At 42.7% G+C, this 18,275-nt stretch carries 18 protein-coding genes; 5 read left to right on the top strand and 13 right to left on the bottom strand.

Annotation, left to right across the window (positions count from 1 at the left end; genetic code table 11):
• Positions 1–22 precede the first annotated feature (22 nt).
• On the top strand, positions 23–319 hold the full coding sequence (gene fis / locus C6H66_RS01940; protein ID WP_010847912.1) for a DNA-binding transcriptional regulator Fis: 297 nt from the start codon (positions 23–25) through the stop codon (positions 317–319).
• A 205-nt stretch (positions 320–524) separates the two neighbouring features.
• Here the strand turns inward: fis and C6H66_RS01935 are convergent, their stop codons facing one another.
• A complete protein-coding gene (locus C6H66_RS01935; protein WP_105394660.1) occupies positions 525–1,688 on the bottom strand; it encodes a Bcr/CflA family efflux MFS transporter in 1,164 nt (387 codons plus the stop codon).
• 102 nt (positions 1,689–1,790) lie between these two features.
• Between C6H66_RS01935 and C6H66_RS01930 the strand changes: the two genes are divergently transcribed.
• Entirely contained in the window at positions 1,791–2,570 is a 780-nt protein-coding gene (locus tag C6H66_RS01930) for an AraC family transcriptional regulator (protein WP_105394659.1), read from the top strand.
• A gap of 172 nt (positions 2,571–2,742) precedes the next feature.
• Here C6H66_RS01930 and C6H66_RS01925 read toward each other — a convergent pair whose 3' ends face one another.
• From C6H66_RS01925 to C6H66_RS01895, 7 genes are all read right to left on the bottom strand, one after another.
• Positions 2,743–4,002, bottom strand: a complete 1,260-nt coding sequence (locus C6H66_RS01925) for an insecticidal delta-endotoxin Cry8Ea1 family protein (protein ID WP_105394658.1) — start codon at positions 4,000–4,002, stop codon at positions 2,743–2,745.
• Between the two features lie 29 nt (positions 4,003–4,031).
• Positions 4,032–4,433 carry a hypothetical protein gene (locus C6H66_RS01920; protein WP_036809336.1) on the bottom strand — a complete coding sequence of 134 codons (402 nt, stop codon included), beginning with the start codon at positions 4,431–4,433 and terminating at the stop codon, positions 4,032–4,034.
• Between the two features lie 970 nt (positions 4,434–5,403).
• Positions 5,404–6,105 carry a high-affinity branched-chain amino acid ABC transporter ATP-binding protein LivF gene (gene livF / locus C6H66_RS01915; protein WP_046395118.1) on the bottom strand — a complete coding sequence of 234 codons (702 nt, stop codon included), beginning with the start codon at positions 6,103–6,105 and terminating at the stop codon, positions 5,404–5,406.
• A gap of 2 nt (positions 6,106–6,107) precedes the next feature.
• On the bottom strand, positions 6,108–6,881 hold the full coding sequence (gene livG, locus C6H66_RS01910; RefSeq protein ID WP_046395119.1) for a high-affinity branched-chain amino acid ABC transporter ATP-binding protein LivG: 774 nt from the start codon (positions 6,879–6,881) through the stop codon (positions 6,108–6,110).
• On the bottom strand, positions 6,878–8,155 hold the full coding sequence (locus C6H66_RS01905; protein WP_046395120.1) for a high-affinity branched-chain amino acid ABC transporter permease LivM: 1,278 nt from the start codon (positions 8,153–8,155) through the stop codon (positions 6,878–6,880). The genes livG and C6H66_RS01905 overlap by 4 nt, the downstream gene beginning before the upstream one ends.
• Positions 8,152–9,078 (bottom strand): high-affinity branched-chain amino acid ABC transporter permease LivH, encoded by a 927-nt coding sequence (gene livH, locus C6H66_RS01900; RefSeq protein WP_036776022.1) that lies wholly within the window; start codon positions 9,076–9,078, stop codon positions 8,152–8,154. The genes C6H66_RS01905 and livH overlap by 4 nt, the downstream gene beginning before the upstream one ends.
• A 61-nt stretch (positions 9,079–9,139) precedes the next feature.
• On the bottom strand, positions 9,140–10,252 hold the full coding sequence (locus C6H66_RS01895) for a branched-chain amino acid ABC transporter substrate-binding protein (protein WP_105394657.1): 1,113 nt from the start codon (positions 10,250–10,252) through the stop codon (positions 9,140–9,142).
• 390 nt (positions 10,253–10,642) lie between these two features.
• On the opposite strand from C6H66_RS01895, the gene panM reads away from it, so the two are divergent.
• Positions 10,643–11,041, top strand: a complete 399-nt coding sequence (gene panM, locus C6H66_RS01890) for an aspartate 1-decarboxylase autocleavage activator PanM (RefSeq protein WP_105394656.1) — start codon at positions 10,643–10,645, stop codon at positions 11,039–11,041.
• Here the strand turns inward: panM and C6H66_RS01885 are convergent.
• On the bottom strand, positions 11,029–12,168 hold the full coding sequence (locus C6H66_RS01885) for a glycerate kinase (protein ID WP_105394655.1): 1,140 nt from the start codon (positions 12,166–12,168) through the stop codon (positions 11,029–11,031). The two genes, panM and C6H66_RS01885, sit on opposite strands and share 13 nt — an antisense overlap.
• A gap of 348 nt (positions 12,169–12,516) precedes the next feature.
• Between C6H66_RS01885 and C6H66_RS01880 the strand changes: the two genes are divergently transcribed.
• Complete coding sequence (locus C6H66_RS01880; RefSeq protein ID WP_051560632.1) at positions 12,517–12,897, top strand: DUF2599 domain-containing protein; 381 nt, start codon at positions 12,517–12,519, stop codon at positions 12,895–12,897.
• Positions 12,898–13,262: 365 nt separating this feature from the next.
• Here C6H66_RS01880 and rpoH read toward each other — a convergent pair whose 3' ends face one another.
• The 4 genes from rpoH to ftsY form a co-directional block, all read right to left on the bottom strand.
• Positions 13,263–14,120 (bottom strand): RNA polymerase sigma factor RpoH, encoded by an 858-nt coding sequence (gene rpoH, locus C6H66_RS01875; RefSeq protein WP_036776026.1) that lies wholly within the window; start codon positions 14,118–14,120, stop codon positions 13,263–13,265.
• A 436-nt stretch (positions 14,121–14,556) separates the two neighbouring features.
• The gene (gene ftsX / locus C6H66_RS01870; RefSeq protein WP_105394654.1) at positions 14,557–15,531 is read right to left on the bottom strand and encodes a permease-like cell division protein FtsX; all 975 of its coding nucleotides are present in this window, start codon (positions 15,529–15,531) and stop codon (positions 14,557–14,559) included.
• Positions 15,524–16,189: a cell division ATP-binding protein FtsE gene (ftsE, locus tag C6H66_RS01865; protein ID WP_036809359.1), complete on the bottom strand. Its 666-nt coding sequence runs from the start codon at positions 16,187–16,189 to the stop codon at positions 15,524–15,526. The genes ftsX and ftsE overlap by 8 nt, the downstream gene beginning before the upstream one ends.
• Positions 16,190–16,195: 6 nt before the next feature.
• Positions 16,196–17,524: a signal recognition particle-docking protein FtsY gene (gene ftsY, locus C6H66_RS01860; RefSeq protein WP_105394653.1), complete on the bottom strand. Its 1,329-nt coding sequence runs from the start codon at positions 17,522–17,524 to the stop codon at positions 16,196–16,198.
• Positions 17,525–17,682: 158 nt separating this feature from the next.
• Between ftsY and rsmD the strand changes: the two genes are divergently transcribed.
• Complete coding sequence (rsmD, locus tag C6H66_RS01855; protein ID WP_046396024.1) at positions 17,683–18,267, top strand: 16S rRNA (guanine(966)-N(2))-methyltransferase; 585 nt, start codon at positions 17,683–17,685, stop codon at positions 18,265–18,267.
• Positions 18,268–18,275 lie beyond the last annotated feature (8 nt).

The following is an 18,275-nucleotide window of genomic DNA, read 5'->3' as shown; positions in this document are numbered from 1 at the left end:
AAAGAAAAGAGCTGACAGAACTATGTTCGAACAACGCGTAAATTCTGACGTACTAACCGTTGCTACTGTAAATTCACAAGATCAGGTAACTCAAAAACCTTTACGTGATTCAGTTAAACAAGCACTGAAGAACTATTTTGCTCAATTAAATGGTCAAGATGTTAATGATCTGTATGAGCTGGTATTGGCTGAAGTGGAACAGCCATTGTTGGACATGGTGATGCAATACACCCGTGGCAACCAAACACGCGCTGCCCTGATGATGGGCATCAACCGTGGCACACTGCGTAAGAAATTGAAAAAATATGGCATGAACTAATTACTAAAGTTAGTTCATTAAAAAAGGCGCTGTACCTCTTGGTAAAGTGCCTTTTTTGCCAAACCAAAAAAAAGTAATGCCGAATTTTGGGGGCCTTACGCAATAAAATGCAGATTATTTAGTTGCCTGGCAATTATAAAATCTGCATTGAACCTTTCTTTTGCTTGATTGGTTTACCATAATTCCAAATCTTCCCAATGTCAGGTCATTCTGTAACTGATAGGTTATTCTCAGCTTTCATTAAAATGAAATAATTGGTTACAGCCAACAATAAGATAAAACAACCACAACATATCAAGACAACACCAAGATGTTGGTTCCAACCCGCTAGCGCAAGACCTGTGCCTAACATCAAATAATATAGCAAACCCAATAATGCTCCTGCTGTTCCCAATCTATCCGTATAATTAATCAATGCAGAAGCCAGGATGTTAGGAATTGCAATTCCGTAGGCCACAACAATCAAAATCATAGGCAGAATAAACAACCAAGTATCTTCCAGAACCATTATCAATCCACCACCAATCAGAACAATAACAGAAGCAAGAAACACTAAATTTGATGAATTCCACTGTTTGTTGAGCAAGAGTTTATTCAACCAAGCACCAATACCTGCTCCCGATGCCAAAAATAATCCTGTGTAACCAAACATCTCAGGAGAGAATCCTAACCGTTCAAAATTAAATGGAGCTAATTGGTAATAACTGAACAAACATAGGTTAAAGAGGGCTATCAACAGGGCATTACGCCAAATTGCCATATCCTTGAGCATCATAAGTAAAGTACTTGTGAGTGGTATTATCGCCACTGCTACCGGACGGGTTTCAGGCAGATAAATAGCACCCCAACCCGACAGTAATACCGCGAGTAAAGACAAACCCAAAAAAACGCCTTTATATCCCCAGAAGTACACCAAAATAGAACCACTTATCATGCCAATTGCCGGACTTACTGCCAAAGCTACGCCCACGATAGAAAACACGCGAGCTAATTCACTTCCTTGATAAGAATCTCTCATTATTGTTTGAGTTCCTACCGAGCCCACTGCGGCCCCAAATGCAGATAACATTCTGGCCGCCAATAACAACTCAAACTGACGGCTCAGTAATGCCACTAATGAAGCACCGCTATAGAGTAATAATCCACTCAATATCGTTGGCCGTCTTCCTATGAGATCACACAAACGTCCCCAAATCACCACACCGATGGCGAAAGCAAAAAAATATAAAGATAAAGTTTGAGCGGCTTGTTCAGCACTCACTTTAAATTCCTTTGCGATATCGGTTAACGCCGGGCTATAGATGGTTTCTACAATTTGTGGAAACATCATTAACGCTGTTGCCAGTACAAGTCCAATTTTACGTTGCATTGTATTTTTCTTAATCAGTTAGACAATAAGCGTAAATTAGCACTCCATCAGTTGTCGCATTATAATAATAAAGACAATTTATTTATTAAATAGGACATAAATATGACATGGCTTTCTCGTGATGATAGTTTTGATCCTGATAGCCTTGGAGTACCGGTAGTGGGGATTGCAGCCGAACTAGGTCAGCATGACTCAGGATTTCATCAACATGAGATGGGGCAATTATTATTTACCCAACAAGGGTGCATTAATATCACCCTGGCAGATCACCTATGCATACTTCCACCAACTCGGGTTGCCTGGATTCCACCATGTATTATTCATAGAGCAGAAATAAAAGAATCCGTCGGATACCGCTCAATTTATCTGGATGTAAATCAAATCGGATACTTAGCGGAACACGTTGAGGTATTGGAAGTTACACCTCTGTTACGCGCAGTATTAGAACGAATAGCGCTGGCTCCCTTTAATACAGATTGGTTACATGGAGCTGCTGCTAACCTATTGGCCGTCTGCCTTGACGAAATCCATCTGGCAAAAAGAGAACCGACATTATTACCGCTCCCTTTCGACCGTCGTTTGGCCCGTATTCCTCTGACCACACTGCCACCACCACTCAAAATACTTGCCATGAATATCGGCGCCAGTGAGAAAACCATCAGTCGGATCTTTCGCCGAGAAACAGGATTGAGTTACCAGCAGTGGCGGCAACAGTGGCGTTTGATCAAATCTATAGAATTACTGGCAAAACAGGGAAATTTGTCATCTGTCGCTAATGAATTAGCATTTTCCAGTGATAGCGCTTTCATCCTCTTTTTCAAAAAAATGACCGGTCGATCCCCAAGGGAATATATGTTTGCTTATAAGGAACGTGGTTATTGAAGTAAATAGTTATTAAAGTAAATAGTTATTGAGATAATATACAAAAATTGCCGACATCAAAAGCATGATTCACCATATGAACAGAGATGCCGGCAAATGTATCAAATAAAGAAGATAATTAAATAAAAGCTAATAACACTCTACGTATATAAAATATACTTATTAAAAGCTATTATTTTTCATCGTCATTTATCAGTTGATAAGATACAGCAATATTTGCTGCCTGACCGGCTAATGGGCTGTAATCACTGGACAAATATATCCCTGCAATATAGTGGCTTTCACCGACATGAAATTTCCTATACCGAGATGTTCCAGGAGAACCTAATGACAACGAACGACCATCTCTCAAAGTAAAGACCGCTTGATCAACAGCACCATTGCCCCATACTTCCAAACTGGTAATTCGACTACCATTCAGAGAAATAGATGACGTCTCACCAGATATTGTACCTAATTGATGGCGACTACCATCATCAAATACAACTGTCAGACCTCCGACCCTCGCTGCCCCGCCAATACGCACAATATGTCCCGTTAACGAATCTATCTTTCTTCTTTTTCCTCCATTAAGAGCCGGTTTGAGAGGTGGAGCCATATCTTTCTCTGGAGTCAATGCCTGAATTCTGGCTTTTGCTGTTTGACGGTCAAAGAAAGTAGAATAACTTAAAACATCAACATAGATTCTATTATTTACAGACTCAGCTTCACTTAATCTATCCCAAATACTGATATATTCAATTCCATGTAAACGACAGTGACCATGAACAGACATCACATTATTTGCAACAGTATCAGCCGTCGAGTTATTAAGAGCATCATTTAACTCTCTATCATATATATTATTAATATAGCTATTAGCCTGTTCTACCGTCTTTTTAATTAATCCTCGGACTTTTTCAATATCGATATTACTAAGCCCAATTTCATCTTTTCTCTCTAAACCAGCAACCCAATATGTTATCTGCATCATAACCGTAGTAGAAAACATGGGTAATATCTGATAGTTAACATCATCGGAAAAATTATTAAATTTTTTGTGATAACCGTCTATATTTTCTGCCAGGTTATTAAAAGCACTCCTCGCTTCTTCTGATCCTGGGTGCTTATCAAGAAGATCAGCAACGGTTGCCATCCGCTCTTGTATATATGCAATATCACCTGCAAGGATACCTTTAATCGTCTTTAACGCAGACTCCTCTATCATCCTTTCAATTTGTTTGACAATCCCTTCCCATATATTTTCTTTCGATTGAGGCCAGAATAAACCGACTAAAAAAGATATAGCAGGGCCAACTGAGGGTATAAAAGAGATTCCCCCTATGATTGCATTTTTTACAATGTCAGTAACATCCCACTCTAATGCACTCGTTTTTACCGCATATTCATTAGCTACAATGGTTCTTATGTCTAAAACATTTTCTGTCTGCATAATGAAACCCTTCAATTAAGATAAGATGTTTAGACCAAATTTGCCGTCACATAAGCAACTTTATCCGAGTTATTATAGATAACAAATTTACTATAATAAAAGGAGTTGCTAGGCACATTTAATACCTTATCTTCTCCTAATCCTACATCTATAGAACCAGACTCAAACCATTCAGAGGTAAAACTATGAGACCAGTAAAATTTAGCCGTAACACTATTTGCCAGCCCTGTATTGACAACTCTCAGAGATTTTCTGGATTCTGGAATTATTGGCGTATCTATTCTAAAAACTTCCACACTAGCATGAGGTGATATAGTCAGTTCACTCAAAGGCCCAACTGCATTTAAGTCTTTATGTACTGGAACAGGAGAATTAGAATAAACTTCTGCTTTCTGCTCATCTGAATCAACAACAATAGTTATTCTAGACATATTTATTTTCCTCATTCAAATTTAAATAAGACTCATTCAACTTACATATAAATATTTTCAGAACACAGTATTACCACTTAATTAAAGATACTCTTTAATCATCATAGAACCAATATTAACTTTGAAAATTAATTCCCCAATATATTACGTGGACTTTACATACCACAATAACTCACCAGAACATTAAGATATCCACATTATAATTAATGTCATTAATGAGACATATCTGAAACAAACCACAATAATAAAAAACTATAGCAGATATATATTTCATGTCAACGCTCTGCTTCAATTAAATTACTATTATTTAAGAGTTGGTGAAATTATATGATATATAAAAAATACATATAAAAAACATATATAAAAAATTTAAATAGAAATTATTACCATTGAGTTATTCACCTGAAATTATAATGTTAATCTTGGTTACTATAGCGCTATATAATTCTATTCTTTATTTTACAAATTTACCTTTTTCCAGTTATCTATAATAATTCACCAAATTAACTCACAACGTTAAAATGACAACAAATAAAACCTTAGTATCCTAAGAATATATTTCTGCCATATCCGCATCAATAATATTTTTATTACCAATTGATTATATCTTCTACAAGATAACAGATGAACATTCTTAAAATCATTCTCTTTCTGATGAAAGAAAGTTAGCTTAATAATAGAGAAATAATTTTGACTGTAGATTTTAGCCACTCAAATTATGCTGAATACAACTAATTGGCCTTTCATCACTCCACCAATAAACTATATCGCTTAAAATATGACGAAAAAAACCCAGAAAAAATAAGGGCGGGTTTCAAGGCATTTGAAACCACACTCGTTGCCCCGACCCCAACTAATACCAAACTTAAAGCATTATTAATGGCGTCCTCACCTTGGGAAAAACAACCTTCCCAGTACTACGAGGATAATCAACCATCTGAATTCCCTTCCTGTGAAAAAGAATACGTCTCTATCCTCCCAAATACGCATTTCTCACAGCTTCATTAACCAATAATGCAGACCCACTGTCTTCCAGTACAATTTTACCGTTTTCCAATACATATCCTCGGTCAGCCAATTTCAACGCTTGATTTGCATTCTGCTCAACCAAAAAGATTGTCATCCCCTCTTCCCTCAACTGCTGAATAGTATCGAAAATCTGAATAATCACTATCGGCGCCAATCCCAATGAAGGCTCATCCAGCAACAATAACTGTGGCTGGCTCATTAAAGCGCGACCAATTGCCAACATTTGCTGTTCACCACCGGACATTGTTCCAGCCCGCTGGTGACGCCTTTCCTGTAAACGCGGAAATAAATCATAAACCCGCTGAAGGCGCTGCGGATACTGAGTCCTATCAGCAAAAAAGCCGCCCATTGCCAAATTCTCTTCCACTGTCATACGAGCAAACACTCTGCGCCCCTCAGGAACAATCGCAATGTCCTCACGCATAATACGAGATGTCGGCCATTGGGTGATCTCCTTACCACGAAAAATAATGGAACCTTCGGTTGCTCTGGGTTCACTACATAAGGTACTGAGCAACGTTGTTTTTCCTGCGCCATTTGCACCAATTAGAGTGACGATTTCCCCCTGCTGAATATTCAGGCTGACCTGATGTAATACCTGAACTTCTCCATAATGGGCAGATACCCGCTTAAATTCCAACATAATTAATACACCTCGCCCAGATATGCCCGGATAACATCCGGGTTGTTACGAATCTCTTCTGGCCGTCCTTGCGCCAAAGACATTCCCTGATTAACAACATAGATACGATCTGATATTCCCATCACCAATTTCATATCATGCTCGATCAACAATACAGAAACTTGATGATGTTCTCTCAGTTCAGCAATTAACGCATTAAGCTCCGCTGTCTCTTTTGGATTCAGCCCCGCAGCAGGTTCATCCAGCATCAAAATCTGCGGACGAGCTACCATACAGCGGGCAATCTCCAAACGCCGTTGCTGACCGTATGCCAGATTACCGGCCTGTCTGTTTGCCAATGGTAATAAACCAATCCGTTCTAACCAAGTTATGGCCCAATCTACAGCCTTAGATTCTGCTCGGCGGAATGCCGACGTTTTAAAAAGACCGGCCAAAAGGCCCCTTTTCAGGTGCTGATGCTGCGCTACTAACAGATTTTCAATCACCGTCATCTCTCGGAACAACCGCACATGCTGGAATGTTCTGATAATGCCCATACGTGCAATCGCCTGCCCAGATAACCCTTCCAGATGTTTCTCCCGCAGTTTTATCGTACCGCTAGTCGGACAGTAAAATCCGGTCAGACAATTAAAGATCGTGGTTTTCCCAGCACCATTAGGGCCAATAAGAGAAACAATTTCCCCCTGATTTAGCCTCAAGGCAATGTTATTAACCGCGAGCAAGCCACCGAAGCGCATGGTCAGATCGGAAACTTGCAATAATGGCGTTGCACTCATGGTTGCTTTCCTCCCTGTACCTGCCGTTCCAATTTAACATGACGGCGTTTTGTCGGTAGCAACCCTTGCGGGCGCCAAATCATCATCAATACCATCATTGCCCCTAGCAGCAACATGCTGTAGGCATTCAGGTCACGCATCATCTCACGGGAAACCACCAACAAAACGGCCGCCAGAATCACCGCAGTCTGTGAACCCATCCCTCCGAGTACTACAATCGCCAGCACAAAAGCAGATTCAACAAAAGTGAAGGACTCCGGGCTGACGAACCCCTGCCGGGCAGCAAATAAAGTACCGGCAAAACCAGCAAATGCAGCACTGATAGTAAATGCAGCCAGTTTAATTCGGGTTGGACTTAAACCAAGAGAGCGACAAGCAATCTCATCTTCACGCAGCGCTTCCCATGCCCGGCCTAATGGCATACGCAGTAGCCGATTAATAATAAATACTGTCAGTATTACCAACAGTAACACCACCAGATAGAGGAAGATGACCCGATCACTGGGATCGTATTTCAAACCAAAGAAGTTGTGGAAAGTATCCCAACCTCCCTCTTTCACACTGCGGTTAAATTCTAACCCGAAGAAAGTCGGTTTTGGGATCTGGCTGATACCATTCGGACCGCCGGTTATTTCAGTGTTATTCAACAGTAGAATGCGAACAATTTCACCAAAACCAAGGGTAACAATTGCCAGATAGTCACCTCGCAATCGCAATACCGGAAAACCTAATAACAGCCCCGATAAAGCCGCCGTTAACCCCGCCAGCGGTAAGCTCTGCCAAAATCCTAATCCGTAATAGTGACTTAACAAAGCGTAGGTATAAGCACCGATAGCATAAAAACCGGCATACCCAAGTACCAGCAACCCCGATAAACCAACCACGACATTCAAACCCAACCCTAGCATGACATAAATTAACGTCAGCGTAGCAATATCAACACTACCACGGGAGACAATAAACGGCCAGATAATTGCAGCAATAATGACCAATATTGCCAATAACTTTTGCCCTTTAGTTGAGCCATCGAAATCCGGCAACGACCAATTTTTAATCGGTATTTTCTTCATTGTCTGCTGAACAACCGGACGCAATAACTGAAACAGAAAAACAACCGCACAGCCAATACCAATCCATAACCATCGCACTTCATCGGCACGATGGACGACCAACTTCGTACCGTCCAGTGACAATTGCATCCCCATCATAAAGGCAGACAACACAAATAAAACGACTGAGGCAATAACGGCATTCATCCAATTGGCATGTTTCATACTTTTTCTACCTCTGGACGGCCTAAGATTCCAGTGGGCATAAACAACAGCACAACAATGAGTAGAGCAAAGGAAACGGCATCTTTATATTCTGTGCTCAGATAAGCAGAAGTTAGGGCTTCTGAAATTCCCAAGATCAAGCCACCAATCATCGCCCCCGGAATACTGCCAATTCCTCCCAATACCGCTGCGGTGAAAGCTTTCATTCCTGCCATAAAACCGATATACGGATTTATCACACTGTAGAACTGCCCCAACAAAACACCGGCTACTGCGGCCATTACCGCACCGATAACAAAGGTCAAGGAAATCACTCTGTTAGTATTGATCCCCAACAAACTGGCCATTTTCAGATCTTCCGCACAAGCACGGCAGGCACGCCCCATACGGGAATAGCGAATAAACAGCGTCAATATCAGCATGGCAAGAAATGTCACTATCCAGATGGTCAGTTGCATTGCGCTAAGGCTGGCAGAAAATCCATCGCTTTCACCTAATACCCACTGTCCGGTAATCAGGCTAGGCAAGGCCAGATCGCGAGAACTTTGTGACAGGCTGACATAGTTTTGCAAGAAAATAGACATCCCAATCGCTGAAATCAGGGCAATCAGGCGCTTGGAATGGCGAACAGGTCTGTAAGCCACTCGTTCAATACTCCAACCATAAGCAGCAGCAATGACAATTGATGTTAAAAAAGCGGCAGTAATCAGCAACCAGCCCAAATCAATTCCCATCATGATAAGAGCCGCAATCACAATAAAGGAGACATAGCTACCAATCATATAAACTTCACCATGAGCGAAGTTAATCATCCCGATAATGCCGTAAACCATCGTATAACCAATGGCAATCAATGCATAAGTACTACCCAGAGTCACTCCATTTAACATCTGTTGTAAAAAATAGAGAAATTGCTCCGACATACGTTGTACCTCTGGAATAACAGCGCCTAGCAAACAGGCGCTGATGACCGTTCTAATGACTTTACTTCACAGAAGTGGAAGAACCATCTGCATGCCATTCAAAAATACCGAATTCGAATCCTTTTAGATCGCCAACAGCATTCCAGCTCAGTGTTCCCATTACGGTATCCACTGGATTCGCTTTCAAGTCTTTCACCAAATCAGTCGGTTCCATACTACCGGTACGGTTCATTGCCGCAGCCAGAGATTGCAGAGCAGCATAGGTAGTCCAGACGAACGGACATGTCGGATCGCTTTTCTTACCTTTGATCGCCTCAACAATAGCTTTGTTCACCGGCACCTGATCGTAACGCTTAGGTAATGTGACTAACATGCCCTCGGAAGCGGCTCCGGCGATATTGGATAGTGAGGAGTTACCTACACCTTCCGGCCCCATAAAACGAATATTCAGACCAGACTGCTTAGCCTGACGCAGAATTTGCCCCATTTCAGGGTAGTAGCCGCCAAAATAGACAAAATCCACATTTTCTTTTTTCAGGCGGGCAACCAGAGCCGAAAAATCTTTATCACCAGCCGTGACGCCTTCAAACAGGACAATATTAGCTCCCGCTTTTTTCAATTTATCAAGAACAGATCGCGCTAGCCCCTCTCCGTATTGCTGTTTATCATGAACAATAGCGATACGCTGAGGTTTAATCTTTTCAGCAATATATTTCGCTGCCGTTGGTCCCTGATCAGAATCCAGCCCGGTAGTACGCAGAATCATCTGGTAGCCACGAGTTGTCAGATCGGCATTGGTTGCCGCTGGTGTAATCATTATGACACCTTCATCTTCGTAGATGTCAGATGCCGGTTGAGTAGACGAAGAGCATAAGTGGCCGATAACATAACGAATGTTATCATTAATCACTTTATTCGCGACGGCCACAGCCTGTTTCGGGTCACACGCATCATCATATTCAACGCCCACCAGCTTATTGCCATTAATACCCCCTTTAGCATTGATATCTGCAATTGCCTGACGGGCGCCAGTAAATTCCATATCACCATATTGCGCAACTGGGCCAGACATTGCCCCCACAATCGCCACTTTGATCTCTTGCGCCCACAGTGAGTGACTCATCATCATGACAATACAGCCTGTTAATAGGCTTTTACCTGTTATGACTTTCATTTTATTTATCCCCGTGTTGTTATTAATCTAATTTATTGTGCTTACCTTTTAGATCTCCGATTATCTAATGGGATAACCGTGATCTTTTGTGATCGCTGATTAGATAAAGTAATTTTTATGAATAAGATTTTATTTTTCATGTTATTAAAATAGCATTTCATGCTTAAAATCAAATGAACAAGGTAGCTAAAAGCATTAATTACAGAATAAAATACCGCCAAAATTGATTGGAATTTAGACAAAATATAGTGTGATATTCTGGTTAAATATTAGTAAAGCAATCTTTCGCTCGAAATATCGATCATGTTAAAAACATTTTTCCAGTAATGTATAAAAGCGGTTACACGACGCTCCATTGAGCTATTCAACTAAAATTAATATGGAAAAACCATGAAGCTAACTATTGAACAACTTACTGTTTTATCAACACAAGATACGATTGATCTGAAAAAAATATGGCCTCAGCAAACACCTGAACAGTGGCAAATCTATCTAAAAAACGGCAATAAACTGTTCGTTGCTCGTTTTAATGATAGATTACTGGCCGCAGTAAAAGTGACTTTCAGTGATCAATCCGGCCTGCTTAAAGATTTATGTGTCCGTGAAATAACACGCCGCCGGGGAGTGGGTTTATATTTGATAAATGAAATAAAAGCTCAGCATCCCACCATTAACCAGTGGAAATTAAACCTTGAAAAGTTCTCCAATGCTAACGAACCGGCATTAAAAGGTTTTATGAGTGCCTGTGGTTTTTACTACGATCCCAAGTCAAATTCTTATTCCAGCTGACCCATTTTCCACACCGCCGCCACATTGCGGGCAGTCACCCTCAAATTCTCATGCCCGCAAGCAAGAGCATCAGAAAGAGAACAAACGCCGGGCATAATTGAGAAAACGGCATCCAATCCGTGCTCATGAACGATGCTATAGTTCTGACTTATACTGCCAACCAATGCGATGGTTGAAATAGCATACTTTTTGGCGATACGAGCAACACCAATCGGCGTTTTACCGTAAATAGTCTGGCTGTCCATTCGGCCTTCACCAGTAATAACCAGATCAGCGCCTTGGACTGCCTTTTCCAATTCCAGCGTGGAGATCACAATATCAATGCCCGGTTGCAATTTAGCGTCCAGCCAACCCAGTAAAGGAACGCCCATTCCCCCTGCTGCTCCTGCACCGGGTACGTCAATGACCTTACTGCCGGTCAGTAATTCAATTTTCTCACCATAATGGCGCAGAGCCGCATCCAATTCTTTCACCATCTTTGGTGTCGCCCCTTTCTGTGGCCCGAAAATAGCAGATGCGCCAAACTCGCCACATAACGGGTTAGTCACATCACAGGCGACAATAATTTCAGTCTGTCTCAAACGCGCATCCAAACCAGCAAGATCAATTTTAGCAAGCCGACTTAACGCAGCCCCGCCAGGCTCCAGCTCTTTTCCATCAGAATCAAGCAAACAGGCCCCCAACGCCTGCATCATACCAGCACCGCCATCATTAGTCGCACTACCGCCAATACCTAAAATTATCTTTCTGACACCTTTATTTAAAGCGGCCAACATCAGCTCACCGGTGCCATAAGTCGTAGTTATCAGAGGATTGCGCTTTTCCATCGGCACCAAATGCAAGCCAGAAGCCGCCGCCATTTCAATAACAGCGGTTTCTCCATCACCTAGCACGCCGAAAAAACTATCCACCGGCTGATTTAACGGACCAGTAACCGACAGGTGTACAACACTCCCATTGGTGGCTGCAACCATCGATTCAACCGTACCTTCACCACCATCTGCCATCGGCAATTTAATGTATTCGGCTTGTGGATAGATTTCACGAAATCCCAGCTCTATCGCTTCAGCGGCCTGTAAGGCGCTGAGACTTTCTTTAAATGAGTCAGGCGCAATAATAATTTTCATAGATCCTCCGCAAGGAAACCCTCGACTTTAGAGAGTGTCGCAAAAAGCCAGCATTGAAAATAAACCCACAGATTGTGTATAAAAAACGTTCATGCGGTAGCCCTAAGCCTATGTGGCACCAGGCTAGGCACCATACTGATCAGCGGGATCTGATAAATTATGATCCAATAAAACCAGAGTGATCCACAATGTGATATGTGTGACATTTAATGTACATAATGTACATATGGTAAAAGAAATATTTTTCAGTATTATAATCATAAATGGGTATGCCCATTATAACTGGGTATGCACATTACAACTGGGTATGCACATTGACCCCAATTTATGGGTAGTTTAGGAGGTGATATGAAAAGAATAGGGTTTGTATTGTTGGTGTTATTCTTCGGCATGGCTGTTTTCCCTGCGAGCGCTAACAATGGGCACAATAACTGCCGTCATGGGCCGTATATTGAATCGGGCAAGTGGATAAAGCGCTTTGGCAAGATGACACTGGCGGTTGTGCCAACCAAATGTGGTCGCAATCTTCACTTCGGTAGAACCAATGAGGCATTCAAAGAACTAGAGCGTAAGTTCAGCAACAGCCCACACTGGTACAATACGAAAGGTATGCGTAATCAGTTCGACTGCCACGTGGATATTGCCCGTAACAAAGATAAATGGAATCTCGATCCTTACCGTAAACATGTGGGGTATAGCGCAACGAAAAAAGCTGGCTGTAATCCATAATAATATCGTAAAAAAGGAGCTGAATCAGCTCCTTTGCTTTTCTGGTGATGCTTCCAATTTAGCAAAAACCGCAGTAAGCCCTCGTCCAGTGCGGACGGGGATCGTAACTCCTGTAAGACACATATTTCATAGAATTAACTGAGTGAGATGACAACTGTGAAAAATAAAAAAAGGCGATAAACCATTATCGCCCTTTTAATTTATTAATAATGAATGCGTTAACGCAAAATCACTTTATACCCGTCATCTTTCAAGTTGCCTCTTTGTTGGCTGCACTCGCTCACCCCGGTCACATAGTTATCTATGCTCCCGGGGATTCGCTCCCTTGCCGTCGCGATGCATATTGAAATCCATAGGGTATATATTTACGCCTCAATGGCTACACGCAATTTTTTCATGGCATTTTTTTCAAGCTGACGTACACGCTCCGCAGAAACACCATATTTATCCGCCAGCTCTTGCAGGGTAGATTTATTGTCATCATCTAACCAGCGGCAACGGATAATGTCCTGACTGCGCTCGTCTAAACTTTCTATCGCTACCGATAATTTATCAGCCGCATGGTTTTCCCAATTGTCCTCTTCAATGCCGTCTGCAAAATCAGAAGCTTTATCTTGAAGATACAGCACTGGCGCAACTGGTTGACCTTCCTGACCATCATCATCGGCAGACATATCAAACGCCATATCCTGCGCTGACATACGAGATTCCATCTCACGCACATCTTTGCTGGTCACACCAAGTTCTTTGGCGACCATTTCTACTTCGTCCTGATTGAACCACCCTAAGCGCTGTTTAGTTTTACGCAGGTTAAAGAACAGCTTACGCTGTGCTTTAGTTGTTGCAACTTTAACAATACGCCAGTTACGCAGTACATATTCATGGATTTCAGCTTTAATCCAGTGAACGGCAAAAGAAACCAGACGCACCCCAACTTCCGGGTTAAAACGACGTACTGCTTTCATCAGGCCAATATTCCCTTCCTGAATTAAATCCGCCTGAGGCAGCCCATAACCAGCATAGCTACGAGCGACATGAACAACGAAGCGCAGATGAGACAGAATCAGCTTCTTAGCTGCATCCAGATCTCCCTGGTAATGCAGCCTTTCAGCCAGTTCCTTCTCTTCCTCTGCTGTCAGCATTGGATAGGTATTAGAGGCACGGATATAGCCCTCTAGACTTCCTTGAGGAACTAACGCTAAGGTTTGCATTTCTTTGGCCATTCAAATCCTCTCAAATAAGGCTCAAATCGTTAGTATGGATTAGATTACATCAGTGTATATGAACTAACATTCAACATACAGCGGTACAGTCTATCACCAGAATGTGCATATTCAAGTTACAGATCCGTGGAAGAGTAATAATTTTAGCACCGACCATCCCTATAACGGGATCGCAGAACAAAAAATAACAGATAGTTTTATCTTTATGCAACTAACTTTATTTGTACTATCTCCTACAAATATTAATTCCATTTCATAAAAGTACCCGTCAGGTTCACTGAGAGAGTACAAGCACCTTTTTAATTAATTCTACACAGTAGAAAATCATGATTTTGGATTTAAGTCAGTGAATAAGAAATCCTTACCTAAGGAAAAAAGGAGATGATTATTGCGTTGTCAGGCTGATCTCGCTCAGCCTGTTGAAAAGATTATCGTTTTATTCTGGCGTAAAATGGCGCAAATGCTGAGTTGTCGCCAACCAGGCAGCGGCCCAACCAATCATCGCGGAGAGCAAAACCAGCAGCAGGGACTCATCCCATGAAAGCCCATGTAAATTAAATGTCGTGCCAAACACGCTGGCAACCTGGGTGACAACATCAGAAAGTTTCCACACCAACAGGGCAGACAGAATTAACGATAAAATTGCCCCCAAAGCCCCCAACAAAACACCGCCATTGAGGAACGGGCGCAAAATAAAGCCATCCGTTGCACCAATAAGCTTCATCACGTTAATCGTATCACGATGACTGAAAATAGTGAGACGCACACTATTACCAATGACCAAAAACAACGCAACGATCATCAGGATACCGATCACTGTCGCAATCTGACCGATAAGACCTGTCAGCGCCGCCAGACGGGCAAACCAGCTATCATCCATCCGAACTTCTTCAATACCTTTAACCTGAGAAACTCTATCATGCAGTGTGGTTAACGTCTGTGAGCTCTGAAAATCGATTTTCGGTGTGATAATAGCCACCGCGGGCAACGGATTCTCTTCCAACATATCCAACGCATTACCAAAACCAGACCAGGCGCGGAATTCTGTCATGGCTTCCTGACGTGAGAGATAGTTGACATTATCCACACCATCAAGTGCTTTTAGCTCAGTTATTAATTTCTGAGCACTGCTATCATCCAGTGATTTATCGAGATAGACAGTCAGTTGAGGGGTGGGATACCATTTTTCCGCAGCCTGGCTGACATTCTTCCACACAATGTAACAAACACTTGGTAATGTCAGGGAGATCGCAATCACCATCACGGTCAACAAAGTTGCCAACGGCTGACGTGACATATCTGTCAACGTATTCATCCAAGCATAGCGCCACTGTTCACGCCATCCTCCTTGTAAAACTTTACTTTTCGATCTTGTTACTTTCCCCGCAGCCTTACGCACATTTTTAACCATGATGCTCTCCCGCCATACGGCCCTGGCTTAGAGTCAGAATACGATATTTCCGTCTTTCAATCAGTGTCATATCATGGGTCGCCATCAGCACTGTCACCCCTACCCGATTGAATTCTTCAAACAGTCGTAAAATCCCCTCTGACAACTCACCATCCAGATTACCGGTAGGTTCATCCGCCAACAAAACCGTCGGCTTATTCACAACCGCACGAGCAATGCCGACACGTTGTTGTTCTCCCCCTGAAAGCTGAATTGGGAAATTTTTCGCTTTGTCCAGCAGACCCACCTTATCCAGAGCCGCAGAAGTCCGACGACGGATATCTTCCGAACTGGCGCCTGAAATAATCAGCGGCATTGCCACATTATCGTATACCGTCCGATCCAGCAGCAGATGATGATCCTGGAAAATCATACCAATCTGACGACGCAGAAAAGGTACCTCACGGCTTTTTAACCGACTGATATCATGACCGGCAAACCAGATATGCCCGGCGCTAGGCCGCTCAATGCCACAGATGAGTTTCAGCAAGGTACTTTTACCTGCCCCTGAGTGACCGATTAGAAATGCCATTTCCGCAGGGCGCAAATGAAAATCCACCCCTTGCAGGGCTTGCCGTCCCCCCAGATAAGCTTTACTGACCTGTTCAAAGCGAATCATAGGTAATTAATCCTCTCGGGCAAAAAGTGCCTCTATAAAGTCGTCTGCCTTAAATGGCCGTAGATCTTCAATTCCTTCACCAACCCCAATATAACGGATAGGAATTTCAAATTGATCAGCAATGGCGAAAATTACCCCACCTTTGGCAGTACCATCCAATTTTGTCAATGAGATACCTGTCAACCCAACAGCTTCATGGAACAGCTTAGCCTGACTTATCGCATTCTGACCGGTACTCGCATCCAATGTCAGCATAATTTCATGTGGAGCATTTTCATCCAGTTTTTTCATCACCCGGACAATCTTCTTTAATTCTTCCATCAGATGAGATTTATTTTGCAAACGACCGGCGGTATCTGCAATGAGTACATCTACACCTTTAGCTTTAGCTGACTGAATAGCATCGAAAATCACAGAAGCTGGATCTGCGCCAGTATGTTGCGCTACCACCGGAATATGGTTACGTTCCCCCCACACCTGTAGCTGTTCAACGGCGGCGGCACGGAAAGTATCTCCGGCTGCCAACATGACAGATTTACCTTGTGCCTGGAATTGACGCGCCAATTTACCAATGGTCGTCGTTTTTCCCACACCATTAACACCAACCATCAGAATGACATACGGTGTTTTTCCTTCAATGTCCAAGGGCTGATTTACTTTAGTCAGAATATCAGACATCTCTTCTTTTAGTTTGGCATACAAGGCTTCTGCATCTTTTAGCTCTTTACGGCTGGCATGCTCTGTCAAACTGCTAATGATTTTACGGGTAGTATCAACACCAACATCGGCAATCAATAACTGCTCTTCCAATTCATCAAACAGATCATCATCAATCTTTTTACCACTGAATAGGCTGAGAAAACCGGACCCTAGATTCTGACGGGTTTTAACCAAACTGCGTTTCAAACGAGAGAAAAAGCCCTCTTTAGTCGGGCGCTCTTGCTCTTTCACAACTGGCTTTGGCTGTTCAGTTTGCTCCTGTTCTGCCTGCTCCGCCGCCAACCTTGCGGCTTCCTCTGCAAGACGTTGTTGTTCTGCCTGCTCCGCCGCTAATCTTGCGGCTTCCTCGGCCAGACGTTGCTGTTCTGCCTGTTCCGCCGCCAACCTTGCGGCTTCCTCTGCAAGACGTTGCTGTTCTGCTTGTTCCGCCGCTAATCTTGCGGCTTCCTCGGCCAAACGCTGCTGTTCTGCTTGTTCTGCCGCCAATCTTGCAGCTTCCTCTGCAAGACGTTGCTGTTCCACCTGCTCCGCTGCCAATTGTTCTTCTTTTTGCTGCTCTTCCTGACGGCCACGCCCGAACCAGGAGAAAAAGCCTCTTTTTTTCTCTTTTGCCATTAGCCACTGCACTCCTCAAGGTTAAATCATGGCGTTACAACAAGGAATAATAACGAAATTAGAGTCAGTCTAACATTTTCGTAATAACTCAACACATATCAATCATGAATTTCATGGTAAATTAATGCCTGTAAGTCTTAATAACTGTTACGCAAATTATGGCAAAGAAACCACAACGGCAATCGATGGGACAAATCCGCATTATTGGTGGAAAATGGCGAGGCCGAAAATTACCTGTACCGGATAGCCCCGGATTACGTCCAACGACAGATCGCGTCAGAGAAACGCTATTTAACTGGCTAGCCCCGGTTATTCAGGAAGCACACTGCTTAGATTGCTATGCAGGAAGCGGAGCACTTGGATTAGAGGCACTTTCTCGTTATGCAGCACAAGTTACCCTGATTGAATATGAACGTAATATAGCCAAACAGCTTTCCACGAATTTGGATTTGCTCAGTGCCCAAAATGCCGAGGTCATTAACGACAGTGCATTAACCCATTTATCTCGATCAGGAAAACCCTACGATGTCGTTTTCCTTGATCCTCCTTTTCGTAAAGGAATGCTTAGCGAAACCATAAAATTGTTGGAAGAGCAAAATTGGCTGGCAGATGAAAGCTGGATTTATGTTGAAGCTGAATCTGAATCAACGGCGATTGATGTGCCTGGTAACTGGCAACTTCATCGTGAAAAAGTCGCCGGACAAGTCGCATATCGGCTCTATATCCGTTACTTACCTGCATAATGATTACT

The sequence above is a fragment of the Photorhabdus hindustanensis genome, assembly GCF_002968995.1.
Taxonomy (GTDB): domain Bacteria; phylum Pseudomonadota; class Gammaproteobacteria; order Enterobacterales; family Enterobacteriaceae; genus Photorhabdus; species Photorhabdus akhurstii.
Note: the sequence above shows the minus strand (reverse complement) of the source record. Positions and strands in the feature narration are given on the sequence as shown.

What these genes read in the sequence shown, in the direction of transcription:
- C6H66_RS01905 (WP_046395120.1), bottom strand. Translation starts at nt 8,155, where the DNA reads ATGAAACATGCCAATTGGATGAATGCCGTTATTGCCTCAGTCGTTTTA.
- rsmD (WP_046396024.1), top strand. Translation starts at nt 17,683, where the DNA reads ATGGCAAAGAAACCACAACGGCAATCGATGGGACAAATCCGCATTATT.
- ftsE (WP_036809359.1), bottom strand. Translation starts at nt 16,189, where the DNA reads ATGATTCGCTTTGAACAGGTCAGTAAAGCTTATCTGGGGGGACGGCAA.
- C6H66_RS01885 (WP_105394655.1), bottom strand. Translation starts at nt 12,168, where the DNA reads ATGAAAATTATTATTGCGCCTGACTCATTTAAAGAAAGTCTCAGCGCC.
- C6H66_RS01935 (WP_105394660.1), bottom strand. Translation starts at nt 1,688, where the DNA reads ATGCAACGTAAAATTGGACTTGTACTGGCAACAGCGTTAATGATGTTT.
- panM (WP_105394656.1), top strand. Translation starts at nt 10,643, where the DNA reads ATGAAGCTAACTATTGAACAACTTACTGTTTTATCAACACAAGATACG.
- fis (WP_010847912.1), top strand. Translation starts at nt 23, where the DNA reads ATGTTCGAACAACGCGTAAATTCTGACGTACTAACCGTTGCTACTGTA.
- ftsY (WP_105394653.1), bottom strand. Translation starts at nt 17,524, where the DNA reads ATGGCAAAAGAGAAAAAAAGAGGCTTTTTCTCCTGGTTCGGGCGTGGC.
- livG (WP_046395119.1), bottom strand. Translation starts at nt 6,881, where the DNA reads ATGAGTGCAACGCCATTATTGCAAGTTTCCGATCTGACCATGCGCTTC.
- C6H66_RS01925 (WP_105394658.1), bottom strand. Translation starts at nt 4,002, where the DNA reads ATGCAGACAGAAAATGTTTTAGACATAAGAACCATTGTAGCTAATGAA.
- C6H66_RS01895 (WP_105394657.1), bottom strand. Translation starts at nt 10,252, where the DNA reads ATGAAAGTCATAACAGGTAAAAGCCTATTAACAGGCTGTATTGTCATG.
- C6H66_RS01930 (WP_105394659.1), top strand. Translation starts at nt 1,791, where the DNA reads ATGACATGGCTTTCTCGTGATGATAGTTTTGATCCTGATAGCCTTGGA.
- livH (WP_036776022.1), bottom strand. Translation starts at nt 9,078, where the DNA reads ATGTCGGAGCAATTTCTCTATTTTTTACAACAGATGTTAAATGGAGTG.
- livF (WP_046395118.1), bottom strand. Translation starts at nt 6,105, where the DNA reads ATGTTGGAATTTAAGCGGGTATCTGCCCATTATGGAGAAGTTCAGGTA.
- C6H66_RS01920 (WP_036809336.1), bottom strand. Translation starts at nt 4,433, where the DNA reads ATGTCTAGAATAACTATTGTTGTTGATTCAGATGAGCAGAAAGCAGAA.
- ftsX (WP_105394654.1), bottom strand. Translation starts at nt 15,531, where the DNA reads ATGGTTAAAAATGTGCGTAAGGCTGCGGGGAAAGTAACAAGATCGAAA.
- C6H66_RS01880 (WP_051560632.1), top strand. Translation starts at nt 12,517, where the DNA reads ATGAAAAGAATAGGGTTTGTATTGTTGGTGTTATTCTTCGGCATGGCT.
- rpoH (WP_036776026.1), bottom strand. Translation starts at nt 14,120, where the DNA reads ATGGCCAAAGAAATGCAAACCTTAGCGTTAGTTCCTCAAGGAAGTCTA.